This is a genomic window from Allotabrizicola aquatica (SeqCode) (genome assembly GCF_965194375.1).
GTDB lineage: Bacteria > Pseudomonadota > Alphaproteobacteria > Rhodobacterales > Rhodobacteraceae > Tabrizicola_A > Tabrizicola_A aquatica.
Genome location: NZ_CBDAEL010000004.1, coordinates 105,986 through 117,660, shown reverse-complemented (window position 1 = coordinate 117,660; position 11,675 = coordinate 105,986). Strand labels below are relative to the sequence as shown.

Genomic DNA, 11,675 nt, shown 5'->3' with positions numbered 1-11,675 from the left:
GGTCTGTTCTTCTGGCCAGTTTGGCCGGTGTTTCAGGGTTTGCACATACGTGCAAAGTTCAATGCGGCGTCACGAAAGCCTCAACCACCCAAGGCAGGTCTTTGGGTGCAAGCATTTGGGGTTCCACGTGAAATTCGGCCATCCGCCCATGGTGGCGGTGCACCGGGCACAGGGTTTCGGCGCGGTGATAGGCGGTGCGGTCGCTGTAATCGTCCCACAGCACCCGCACCGGGCGCGTGGTGCGCAACAGCACCGTCAGGAAGCAGGCGAGCCGGAACCGCCCGTCGATCAACACGGTATCAGGCTGCTGAAAATCGTCGCGGTCCCAGACCGACATCGGATAACCCGGCCAACGCGCAACGCGGCGGTTGTTCACCGGCATGCCCCAAGCCTTGGTGTCGCCAATATCGGCGTGATGCAACACAACCTGCCCACTGGGCGGGTTTTCATCAAACCAGCGCTGCATCATGGCGATCCAATTGGCATCGCTTTCCACCGAAAAGATCACACCCTCGGGGTTTTCGCCCGCCACCAGTGTCGAGCCACCCGAGCCATATTCCAAGATCACCCGCGCCGCCGCGTAGGCGTCGCGCAGCACCTCGGCCTCTTCGGGCGGCAGGGTCAGCTTGGGGGCGGTCAGCGCGTTCATTGCTCAGCCCTTAGCGCCCTTGCGGGCGGGTTTGAGCAGGAAATTCTCATTCACCGGATAGCGGCGGAAGGTGGCGGTGATGTCATAACGGTTAGCCTCAACCCAAGCCAGAAAATCACCCCGGTTCGCCTCGTCCACTTCGATAAAGATCACCGGACGGCAGCGCTCCAGCGTCTGGGCCAGACCGCCCAGCACTTGCATCTCCATGCCCTCAACGTCGATCTTGATGAAATCCACCTTGGCCTTGGCCAGCGCCTGATCGCCCGCAATCACCCGCAGATCACCCCCGGCCACCAGACGGCCACCGCCAAGGTTCTTGTTGGGCTTGTCGACCTCCATCGCCAAACCGTCCTGCGGCTTGTCCGACAGGCCCAGCCCCAGATGCGACAGATCACAGCGCGCCAACTCGCCGTTCAGCCCAAGGTTGGAAGTCAGAACCGCAATCGCCACCGGGTTCGGTTCAAACGGGATCACCTGCTTGACGCCCAGCATTTTCAGCGCAAACAGCGCGTGGTTGCCGATATTGGCCCCGATATCGACGAAGACCGCGTTCTTCGGGCAATGGGCGCGGATGATCTCCAGCTCTTCGCTTTCATAGAACCGGCCAGCCAGATGTTCCTTCTGGATGCCATCCTTGGTGTTGGTCAGCGTGAAGAACACCGGTTTGCCGTCGATCACCGCGCGCACGACCTGACCGGCGGGGCTGACCACCAGATCCGCTGTCGCCACCGGCGCCGCCGCGTGCTTGTTAAGCCGCGCGTTTTTCGGCTTGCCGTCCTTCACCCCACCGACCCTTCAAGGCTGATCGCCACAAGGCTTTGCGCCTCCATGGCGAACTCCATCGGCAAGGCCTGAAGCACCTCTTTGCAGAACCCGTTCACCACCAAAGCCACCGCCTCTTCTTCATCCATCCCGCGCGAGCGGCAATAGAACAGCTGATCCTCATCCACCTTCGACGTGGTGGCCTCATGCTCCACCCGGGATGAGTTGTTCTTGACCTCAATGTAAGGCACCGTATGCGCCCCGCATTTGTCGCCGATCAACAGGCTGTCGCACTGGGTATAGTTGCGGCTGTCGGTGGCCTTGGGGTGCATGCTGACAAGCCCCCGATAGGTGTTCTGCGCGCGTCCTGCGGAAATGCCCTTAGACACGATGCGCGACTTGGTGCGCTTGCCCAGATGCACCATCTTGGTGCCGGTGTCGGCTTGTTGGGCATTGTTGGCGATGGCGATCGAATAGAACTCACCTTGGGAGTCGTCGCCGCGCAAGATGCAGGACGGGTATTTCCAGGTGATCGCTGACCCGGTTTCAACTTGGGTCCACATCACCTTGGCCCGGTCGCCCCGGCAATCGGCGCGCTTGGTGACAAAGTTGTAAATGCCGCCCCGGCCCTCCTCGTCGCCCGGATACCAGTTTTGCACCGTCGAATACTTGATCTCGGCATCCTTCAGGATCACGAGTTCCACCACAGCCGCATGCAGCTGATGGGTGTCGCGCTTGGGCGCGGTGCAGCCCTCAAGATAGCTGACGTATGACCCTTCATCGGCGATGATCAGCGTGCGTTCAAACTGCCCGGTGTTTTCGGCATTGATGCGGAAATAGGTCGACAGTTCCATCGGGCAGCGGGTGCCTTTGGGGATGTAGACAAAGGACCCGTCCGAAAACACGGCCGAATTCAGCGTGGCAAAGAAGTTGTCCGACTGCGGAACCACCGTGCCAAGGTATTGCTTCACCAGCTCCGGATGCTCGCGCACCGCCTCAGAGATGGAGCAGAAGATCACGCCTGCCTTTTGCAATTCGGCCTTGAAGGTGGTGCCCAGCGAAACGGAATCAAACACCGCATCCACCGCCACCCGACGCTCGCCCTCGGGCACCTCGACGCCGGCCAGGATCATCTGTTCTTTCAGCGGAATGCCCAGCTTTTCGTAGGTGGCCAAAAGCTTGGGGTCCACCTCATCCAGCGACTTGGGCTTTTCAGCCATGCTCTTGGGCTTGGCATAGTAATACTGGTCTTGATAGTCGATCGCCGGATAGTTCAGCATCGCCCAATGCGGCTCTTCCATCTGGACCCAGCGGCGATAGGCGGCCAGACGCCATTCCAGCATCCATTCCGGCTCGTTGTTCTTGTGGCTGATCAGCCGGACAATCTCTTCCGACACGCCCTTGGGCGCGAAATCCATCTCGATATCGGTGGACCAGCCGTATTTGTAGCTGCCCGACATGGCCTGCACGGTCTCGATCGTTTCCCGATCGACGCCGTCGCGCACTTCCATCTCTACTGCCGCCATGGTTGTTGTCTCCGATTCCTGGGCTTTCGCCCGCCTTCACTCATGCCACGCGCGCCAAAAGCCGCGCGTAGTCGCGTCCCCAGACCTCGGCAAAGCGCAAGACCTCCTCACGCGTTACCCCGGGCCCCAAAGACAGGCGTATCGCCTGCCCCGCCCGCGCCGCGTCATGGCCCATGGCCAGCAAGACCCGGCTGGCCTTGACCTTGCCGCTGGAGCACGCCGAGCCCGCCGAAATGGCAAACCCCGCCAGATCCATCGCCATGACCTGCGTCTCACCTTTCCAGCCCGGCGCGATGAGGCACAGGGTGTTGGGAAGGCGCGTCACATCATTCCCGACTGAAATAGTATTAAAACCCAAAGCCGACAATGCTGAATCTAGAATATTTCTAACTTCGGCGACCTCGTCCCAAACACCATTGGCCAGATCGCGCATCGCTGCCTCGGCCGCTGCGCCAAATCCGGCAATCCCAATCAGGTTCTCCGTGCCTGCCCGACGACCCATTTCCTGCCCGCCGCCAAGGATCTGCGGCGCCACATCCAAGCCTCGCCGCAGCACCAAGGCGCCAATCCCTTTTGGCCCCCCGAGTTTGTGGGCGCTGACCAGACCCCTCTGGCAACCTAGCCAGTTGAACGCGATTGGCAGCTTGCCAAAGGCTTGCGTTAGATCCGAAACCGCAATCCCTTCGGGCAGGTCCTGCACAATCCCGGTTTCAGAATTTGCAAGTTGCAGCGCTGACCGACCCGGATCCGGCACCGCCACCCCGCCCGCCGCATCCACCGCCAGATCGGGCGCACACCAGGCGCGCACCGCGTCATGCTCTACCTGGGCACAGGCCAGTCCGCGCCCGGCACAGGCCAAACCCGCCGCCTCGGTCGCGCCCGAGGTAAAGATGATGTCCGCCCCTTCCGCCCCCAAGGCCGCCGCAATCTGGCCGCGTGCCTTCTCGCGCAAAGCCTTCGCCGCCCGTCCCTCGGCATGCACCGAAGACGGGTTGCCCACCACCTCCATGGCCGCAATCATCGCCGCCTTCGCCTCAGGACGCAGCGGCGTCGTCGCGTTCCAGTCCAAATACACCCGGCTCACGCGGCCCATCCTTTCAGAGACAGCCCTTCAACGTGGCGCAAATATCCTCGGGGGGGCTGGCATTGCAGGGCAATGCCAGCTTGGGGGGCAGACAGCCCCCCTCTTAAACGACCATTGGCCACAAGATCGCGTTGCGCCTTCATTCCTCATCCACCACCCGAAAGAGCGCGGGTACCGCCGGGCAAGGCGTCATCTGGTTGCGGATCACGTCCGATAGACGCGTCTGGTGCAGAAACACATAGACACTTGCCGAAAGCCCCTCCCACAGCCGGTTGGTCAGGCTTTGCGCGCGAGAGCCCGACACCCCACCGCTGGCTCCTGCCCCTGTGTGCAGCGCATCAACCGTCTCTTCGACCGCCTCCATCACCTCCGACACCCGAATCTCACTGGGGCTGCGCGCCAACCGGTAGCCCCCGCCCGGGCCGCGCACCGCTTCGACCAACCCTGCGCGGCGCAGCTTGACGAACAATTGTTCCAAATACGGCAAGGAAATATCCTGCCGCTTCGAAAGCGCTGCCAAGGACATCAGGTCATCCCCCTCGGCCAGCGCCAGATCTGCCAAGGCCACCATCGCATAGCGCCCTTTTGTCGAGAGTTTCATGCCCGGTTTCCTTGCAAGATCATTGACGACTGAGCCCAGTGGCCTTACCTGAAACCCGCAAGACCATCAGGGGACCCGAGCCGCGCGGCCCAGATCCTTGGAATGGTTCTAATTTGTCCGAGCGATTTCGTCAAGAAATCGCCGCAGGAAAGCAGGCGAACCGAATGCCCGAAGTGATTTTTGCTGGCCCCGAAGGCCGTCTTGAAGGCCGCTACCACCCGCAAAAGGACCGTGACGCGCCCATTGCCATCGTTTTGCATCCGCACCCGAACTACGGGGGCACGATGAACAACAAGGTGGTCTACAACCTGCATTACGCCTTTTACAATCTGGGCTTCACCGTGCTGCGGTTCAATTTCCGCGGCGTGGGGCGCAGCCAAGGCGAATATGACATGGGCATCGGTGAATTGTCGGATGCCGCTTCGGCCCTCGACTACCTGCAATCCATGAACCAAAACGCCAAGCACTGCTGGGTCGCGGGCTTTTCCTTTGGCGCCTGGATCGGCATGCAACTGTTGATGCGCCGGCCCGAGATCACCGGCTTTGTCTCGGTCGCGCCTCCCGCGAACCTTTACGATTTCAGCTTCCTTGCCCCCTGCCCCTCCTCGGGCCTGATCATCAACGGCACCGCCGACAAGGTGGCGCCGCCCAAGGACACCACGACGCTCGTGAACAAGTTGCACGAGCAAAAGGGCATCACCATCACCCACGAACAGATCGAAGGGGCCGATCACTTCTTCTAAGATGAAGAAGCGCATATGAAGCCGATGATCGACACCGTTTCGACTTATGTAAAGCGCCGCTTGGGTGAGGTCAGCCGCTGATGGCAGTGGTCGACGAACTGGCTGACGATCTGGCCAAGGACGTGTTGGCCGCCCAAGATGAAATGGGTAACGACCGCTTCTATCTTGAAGTGGCCAAGGTGCTCTCGACCCTGTCGCCTTCGATGGAAGAGGGCTTTCTGACCGCGATCCGCGTCCGGTTGGCCGAACGCCGCGGGCGCGATTTCCTTGACAAGCGGCTGGCCGCGCATCGCCAAGGCTGATACGTGACCGACCGTCTTGACGCCCAGTTTGCCTTTCTCAACGAGGCGGATCGCCTCAAGTCGGTCCTGCGCGCCACGACCCTTGTCGATGGCTCCCGCCCTGAAAACTCGGGCGAACATTCTTGGCATCTGGCGCTTTATGCCCTGATCCTGGCCGATCAGGCCGGCCCCGAGGTAAAGATCGAGCGCGTGATCCGCATGCTCTTGATCCATGACCTTGTGGAAATCGACGTTGGTGATGTGCCGATCCATTCCCAGAACGGCCAAGCCCATGCTAGTGCGGCCACCCAAGCGGCCGAGTCACAGGCTGCTGATCGAATATTTGGACTTCTTCCTATAGACTTAGGAACCGATCTTCGTTCTCTGTGGGAAGAGTTTGAAGCCGCCGAATCCCCCGATGCCCGCTTTGCCAAATCGCTTGACCGGGTGCAGCCGGTGATGGCCAATCTGATGTCGGGCGGTGGCACTTGGACCACCTATAACGTCACTTCTGACCAGCTTGACGCTCGCGTTGGCGTGAAAATCGCCCACGGAGCCCCGGCTTTGTGGTCTTGGGTCCGCGAAAAGACCCGCGCTTGTTTCACCTGAACCACCCTTCACGCGCGCCGCTTCGTGACACGGTTTACTTTGCGCCAGTTATTCGGTATACAATCGCATACACTGCTTTCTGCGCCGCCAAGATCGGCCCGGACCGCACCCAAGCGAACCCAAAAAACTGAAAGGGCGAACCCATGACCAAGATCAAGGTGGCCAATCCCATCGTCGAGATGGACGGTGACGAGATGACCCGGATCATCTGGGATTTCATCAAGAAAAAGCTGATCCTGCCCTATCTCGATCTCGACCTTCTGTACTATGACCTCGGAATAGAAGAGCGCGACCGCACCAACGATCAGATCACCATCGACAGCGCCGAGATGACCAAGAAAGTCGGCGTTGCGGTGAAATGCGCGACGATCACGCCCGACGAACAGCGGGTCGAAGAATTCGGCCTGAAACAAATGTGGAAATCGCCCAACGGCACCATCCGCAACATCCTCGGCGGCGTGATCTTCCGCGAGCCGATCATCTGCAAGAATGTCCCGCGCCTTGTGCCCGGTTGGACCAAACCCATCGTAATCGGCCGCCACGCTTACGGCGACCAATACCGCGCCACCGATTTCCACTTCCCGGGATCAGGCAAGCTCACGATGAAATTCGTGGGCGACGACGGCACTGTCATCGAACGCGAGGTGTTCAACGCCCCCGCCGCCGGCGTCGCCATGGGCATGTACAACCTTGACCAGTCGATCCTCGACTTCGCCCGCTCCTCCTTCAACTACGGCCTGATCAAAGGCCTGCCGGTCTATCTCTCAACCAAGAACACCATCCTCAAAATCTATGACGGCCGCTTCAAAGACCTCTTCCAGCAGGTCTATGACGCGGAGTTTGCCGACAGATTCAAAGCCGCCGGCATCCATTATGAACACCGGCTGATCGATGACATGGTGGCTTCAGCGCTGAAATGGTCGGGCGGCTATATCTGGGCCTGCAAGAACTATGACGGCGACGTGCAATCCGACACTGTGGCGCAGGGCTTTGGCTCTTTGGGCCTGATGACCTCGGTACTGATGACCCCCGATGGCCAAGTGGTCGAAGCCGAGGCCGCCCATGGCACCGTCACGCGCCACTACCGCCAGCACCAAAAGGGCCAGCAAACCTCGACCAACTCCATCGCCTCCATCTTCGCCTGGACCGGCGGGCTTAAGCATCGCGCCAAGCTGGACAACAACGCAGACCTTCTGCGTTTCGCCCAAACCCTCGAAAAGGTCTGCGTCGACACTGTGGAAGATGGCTGGATGACCAAAGACCTCGCCCTCTTGGTCGGCCCCGATCAAAAATGGCTCACCACCATGGGCTATCTCGAAAAGGTCGATGACTATCTGAACAAGGCCCTCAAGGGCTGATCCGCCTTCAATGCGGCGCAAATATCACGGGGGGTCCGGGGGGCTGGCCCCCCGGCCTCTCCACCAAAATGCCAAATTTTGGTCAGCAATATTGATATATGAACTCAGCGTGACCAGCTGACCTTTATGACCGACCCCATGCGCCACTCCCTGATCGAGGATGTCCAAGGCATCGCCTTTGGGGTTTGCATGGCAGCGGTGGGCATGCATGTCCTGACCTTCTCGGGCTTTGTCGCAGGCCAAACCACCGGGGTTGCCGCGCTCATCGCGTATGGCTTCAACCTTCCGTTCCCGGCGGTCTATTTCGCGGTATCGCTGCCGTTCCTGTGGTTCGGCTGGCGCCGCATGGGCGCGCGCTTTGCGCTGAAAACGCTGATCACCATTGCCGCCCTGTCGGTTCTCACCTCCCTTTTGCCGCGCTGGCTTGGGTTCTCCCACATCCACCCGGCCTTTGCCGCCCTGCTGTTCGGCATCCTCTTTGGCATCGCCGCGCTTGCGGTCGTGCGCCATGGCGGCAGCTTTGGCGGAATTTCGATCCTGTGGCTGATGCTGCAAGACCGCACCGGGTTTCCGGCCGGCTATGCCCAGCTTGGGTTTGACATCGCGCTCTTTGCCGTCTCAGCGCTGATTTTAGAGCCCGGTCCCCTTCTGTGGTCCTTTGCGGGTGCAGTGATCTTCAACCTGTTCCTCGCGATCAACCACCGTAAGGACCGCTACATCGCCACCTGATCTCGCCTAGCCAATCTTCGGGCCATGCTTGCCATAGGTCTCGTCATAATGCCGCCGCAGTCGCTGCAGCGCGATGCGCAGCACAATCTTGCCCGACCGCGCGGCCCAGCCCATGCGCTGCTCCGCCGCCTCGATCCCCTCAAGGAAACAACACACCCTTAGCGCCACATCCCCCAGACCCGGCCCTAGATCCCGCAAGGCCGCCGCCACCCGATCCCGCGCGGCCTTCGGACCCTGCGCCAATCCGCCGTCGCCGTGAAAAGAACCCCGGTCACCCCCCGTCAGAAACCGCTCCCAATTCTGCGCCACGCGCGGGCCCATCTGGGCCACCTCAAAATCCTCGCGCAGCCGCTCAGCCGCCTCCACCAAAGACGGCTCCAAGAACGGCCGCCCATCCTTTTCGCGCCGCCGTCCCAGCACCGTGACCGGGCTTTCCGCCAGATTGTGCCGCACCCGGCGCGGCCCCTCCTCACCCATCACCACCCGCTCACCCCAGATCCGGTGCTGATCGGCGAAGGCCATCGGCGCCTCGGCCAACCCGCCGACCATGCGCGCCTGATCCTCGGCCTCCATCAACCGCTTCAAAGCCGCCTTTCCCGGCGCGCTGAGTTCATAGCTTGCCACCCGCCCCGCCTTCCGCAAGGAGATCCAATCCTGCAGCACAAAGGCCTGCGCAACCACGCGGTCCACGACTGCCAACCTTGTACAGCGGCCATCGGGAAACGCCCGCATCACCACCGCCTTTTCCATATCGGTCGCAATCGCAAGGCTGGCCCCCGGCTCGGACAACCGCCGCAGAATCCGCAAACCCTCGCGGTTCAGGGTCAGATCGTCCACCGTTCCGGGTTGCGGGCGTGGGGCTGCAGTCATCGGGTCAGGCTCCTTTTTGACAGGGTCAACCGGCCAGGCAGCGCTGCGGGCCAGCGCATCCAGCGCCTCGTCCATCAGCGGGTCTTCCCGGCGTCTCTCGTAACGCCGAACCGTCCGCATCACCGTCGAGGCATGGCAGCCATCACGCCGGGCCAGCGCCCGAAGCGACAGCCCGTCCTCGGTGTGGTCAAGGTAAAGCCGCACCGCATCGGGAAGCCATGTCGGCAGCATGCGCAGGGGCGTCAGGTTACCTTGCATCATCAGACTCGTTCAGCAGCTTCGGTTCGGAAGGCCCTTCAGAGCAACTCAACCCTGAGTGGCATTTCTTACCCAAGTGTTAATTTTCGGCCGTGTCTCGATAATTGTTTCGATTTCTTAAACAAAGTCGTAACCAACGCGCGCTATTCCTCGCGCAATGCAACGCCACGCTGTGCGCGATTACTCTGGCCGCCTCAGTGTCTAGGGGGCATTCATGACCGATTTTCGCATCATTCTGGCAAACATGCGCCGCCCGCGCCTCTTGGTCCGGGCCGCCCGCTTTGGGCTTGAAGATTATCGGCGCGACCGTGATCTCAGCCGTCTTTTGCAGGACTCTGACAGGTCTGAGACAATCTTACCAACCCTTCTGGCCGAAGAAGCGCGGTTAGAGCACAGCCGAAAAACCGGCGACCTGACCTACCCGGTTGTCCGCCACATTGAGGTTCTTGCGGCGCTCATGGCCGAAGCAAATCTCTTGCCGCGCAAAGTCGCGCTTTAGAATGACACTGGCCCGCCAGTTTCCCGACGGGCCATATTGTTAACGCTTCAGAAACAATCAGAGGAAGGCGTCCGGCATCGACTCTTTCTTGCGAGCGACATAACCCTCAAGTCCCTCCCGGATGCTCTCGTCCAGATGCGGGGCCTGATAATCGGCCAACATCTTTTGCACCCGCTCACCGGCCAGCGCCATGGTGTCGCGCGCGCCCTCTTCAGCCCAGGTCTCATAGGGCTTGTAGTCAAAGAGATCTGTGCGCCAGAAGGCGGTCTTGAAATTGGCCTGCGTGTGCTCGCAGCCCAGGAAATGGCCGCCCGGGCCCACTTCACGGATTGCATCCATGCCCTGGCCATTCTCGTCCACCGCAATGCCCTGCGCCAGATGATGCAGCGTGCCCAGCTGATCAGCGTCCATCACGAACTTCTCGTAAGACGAGACCAGACCACCCTCCATCCAGCCACAGGCATGCAGCATGAAGTTCACGCCCGAGAGCAGACCCATGTTCAGGCTGTTGGCTGATTCATAGCCCGCCTGCGCATCCGGCAGTTTCGATCCACAGAACCCGCCCGCCGAGCGGTAAGGCAGACCCAAACGGCGCACCAATTGGCCGACGCCATAGGTGATATGGCTCGCCTCCGGCGTGCCAAAGGTCGGCGCACCCGAGTTCATGTCGATCGAGGTCACGAAGGCCCCCGCAATCACCGGCGCCCCTGCCCGCACCAACTGGCTATAGGCCACGCCGGCAAGAACCTCGGCCAGCACCTGCGTCAGTGTGCCTGCAACCGTCACCGGCGCCATCGCGCCACCCACGATAAAGGGCGACACAATCGCCGCCTGATTGGCCTTGGCGTAAACTTCCAAAGCCCCCATCATGATCCCGTCAAAGGTCATCGGGCTGTTGATGTTGATAAGGCTGGTCATCACGGTGTTTTGGTCAACGAAATCGCTGCCGAACAGGATCTTCGCCATCTCCACCGAATCCGCCGCGCGAGACGGCTCGGTGACCGAGCCCATGAACGGCTTGTCCGACAGCGTCATATGCGCCAAAAGCATGTCCAGATGGCGCTTGTTCACCGGAATATCGGTCGGCTCACAGACCGTACCGCCCGAATGGTGCAGCCATTTGGACATATAGCCCAGCTTCACGAAATTGCGGAAATCCTCAATCGTGGCATAGCGACGACCACCCTTGGCATCATGCACGAAGGGCGGGCCATAGACCGGCGCCAAGACCAGATTGCGACCACCGATCTCAACATTGCGCTCGGGGTTGCGCGCATACTGGGTAAAGGTCTTGGGCGCTGTAGAAATCAGCTTGCGGGCCAAACCGCGCGGAATATGGACCCGCTCGCCCTGCACATCCGCCCCAGCCGCGCGCCAGAGCGCCAGCGCCCCTTCGTTCTCGACAAAGTTGACACCGATCTCTTCCAGAACGGTCTCGGCGTTCCATTCAATGATCTGCAGCGCTTCTTCGTTCAGAATCTCGAAATTCGGAATGTTGCGCTGGATGAACTTTGCGGTCTCAAAGGACACCGCGGTCCGTTCCGCGCGACGGGCCGACCCGCCACCACCCCGAGCCCGACGCCCTGCTGCAATATCGTTCATGAAAGCCTCCGAAAGCTGTTTTGTCTCTTATGCGGCATGCCGGACAAAACCCGCCTCGGAAAAGCGGCGCATGACCGCCAAAAGCGACACGACCACTTGCCAAA

At 60.8% G+C, this 11,675-nt stretch carries 12 protein-coding genes and 1 pseudogene; 6 read left to right on the top strand and 7 right to left on the bottom strand.

The features are described 5' to 3' along the window. Positions 1-58 precede the first annotated feature (58 nt). The 5 genes from AC72UB_RS07600 to iscR form a co-directional block, all read right to left on the bottom strand. Positions 59-649: a hypothetical protein gene (locus AC72UB_RS07600; RefSeq protein ID WP_505189228.1), complete on the bottom strand. Its 591-nt coding sequence runs from the start codon at positions 647-649 to the stop codon at positions 59-61. Positions 650-652: 3 nt separating this feature from the next. Then, positions 653-1,432 carry an FkbM family methyltransferase gene (locus AC72UB_RS07595; protein ID WP_505189227.1) on the bottom strand — a complete coding sequence of 260 codons (780 nt, stop codon included), beginning with the start codon at positions 1,430-1,432 and terminating at the stop codon, positions 653-655. Further along, entirely contained in the window at positions 1,429-2,937 is a 1,509-nt protein-coding gene (sufB, locus tag AC72UB_RS07590; RefSeq protein WP_463288430.1) for a Fe-S cluster assembly protein SufB, read from the bottom strand. Before sufB ends, AC72UB_RS07595 begins: the two co-directional genes overlap by 4 nt. Positions 2,938-2,977: 40 nt before the next feature. After that, positions 2,978-4,030 (bottom strand): cysteine desulfurase family protein, encoded by a 1,053-nt coding sequence (locus tag AC72UB_RS07585; protein WP_505189226.1) that lies wholly within the window; start codon positions 4,028-4,030, stop codon positions 2,978-2,980. 130 nt (positions 4,031-4,160) lie between these two features. Continuing rightward, the gene (iscR, locus tag AC72UB_RS07580; RefSeq protein ID WP_505189225.1) at positions 4,161-4,622 is read right to left on the bottom strand and encodes a Fe-S cluster assembly transcriptional regulator IscR; all 462 of its coding nucleotides are present in this window, start codon (positions 4,620-4,622) and stop codon (positions 4,161-4,163) included. Between the two features lie 164 nt (positions 4,623-4,786). On the opposite strand from iscR, the pseudogene AC72UB_RS07575 reads away from it, so the two are divergent. The 5 genes and pseudogenes from AC72UB_RS07575 to AC72UB_RS07555 all read left to right on the top strand — a co-directional run bounded on the left by AC72UB_RS07575 (position 4,787) and on the right by AC72UB_RS07555 (position 8,342). Continuing rightward, positions 4,787-5,446 (top strand): annotated as a pseudogene (locus AC72UB_RS07575) (alpha/beta hydrolase). Then, positions 5,446-5,667 carry a hypothetical protein gene (locus tag AC72UB_RS07570; RefSeq protein WP_463288426.1) on the top strand — a complete coding sequence of 74 codons (222 nt, stop codon included), beginning with the start codon at positions 5,446-5,448 and terminating at the stop codon, positions 5,665-5,667. Before AC72UB_RS07575 ends, AC72UB_RS07570 begins: the two are co-directional and overlap by 1 nt. Before the next feature lie 3 nt (positions 5,668-5,670). Next, complete coding sequence (locus tag AC72UB_RS07565; RefSeq protein WP_505189224.1) at positions 5,671-6,255, top strand: HD domain-containing protein; 585 nt, start codon at positions 5,671-5,673, stop codon at positions 6,253-6,255. Between the two features lie 143 nt (positions 6,256-6,398). Then, on the top strand, positions 6,399-7,613 hold the full coding sequence (locus tag AC72UB_RS07560; protein ID WP_505189223.1) for an NADP-dependent isocitrate dehydrogenase: 1,215 nt from the start codon (positions 6,399-6,401) through the stop codon (positions 7,611-7,613). Between the two features lie 126 nt (positions 7,614-7,739). Next, positions 7,740-8,342 carry a YitT family protein gene (locus AC72UB_RS07555; protein WP_505189222.1) on the top strand — a complete coding sequence of 201 codons (603 nt, stop codon included), beginning with the start codon at positions 7,740-7,742 and terminating at the stop codon, positions 8,340-8,342. Positions 8,343-8,348: 6 nt separating this feature from the next. Here the strand turns inward: AC72UB_RS07555 and AC72UB_RS07550 are convergent, their stop codons facing one another. Continuing rightward, positions 8,349-9,470, bottom strand: a complete 1,122-nt coding sequence (locus AC72UB_RS07550; protein WP_505189358.1) for a DUF6456 domain-containing protein — start codon at positions 9,468-9,470, stop codon at positions 8,349-8,351. A gap of 214 nt (positions 9,471-9,684) precedes the next feature. On the opposite strand from AC72UB_RS07550, the gene AC72UB_RS07545 reads away from it, so the two are divergent. Next, positions 9,685-9,969, top strand: coding sequence for a DUF6477 family protein (locus AC72UB_RS07545; RefSeq protein WP_505189221.1), 285 nt, complete (start codon positions 9,685-9,687; stop codon positions 9,967-9,969). A gap of 57 nt (positions 9,970-10,026) precedes the next feature. On the opposite strand, the gene AC72UB_RS07540 is transcribed toward AC72UB_RS07545, so the two are convergent. Further along, positions 10,027-11,571 carry a trimethylamine methyltransferase family protein gene (locus tag AC72UB_RS07540; RefSeq protein ID WP_463288421.1) on the bottom strand — a complete coding sequence of 515 codons (1,545 nt, stop codon included), beginning with the start codon at positions 11,569-11,571 and terminating at the stop codon, positions 10,027-10,029. Positions 11,572-11,675 lie beyond the last annotated feature (104 nt).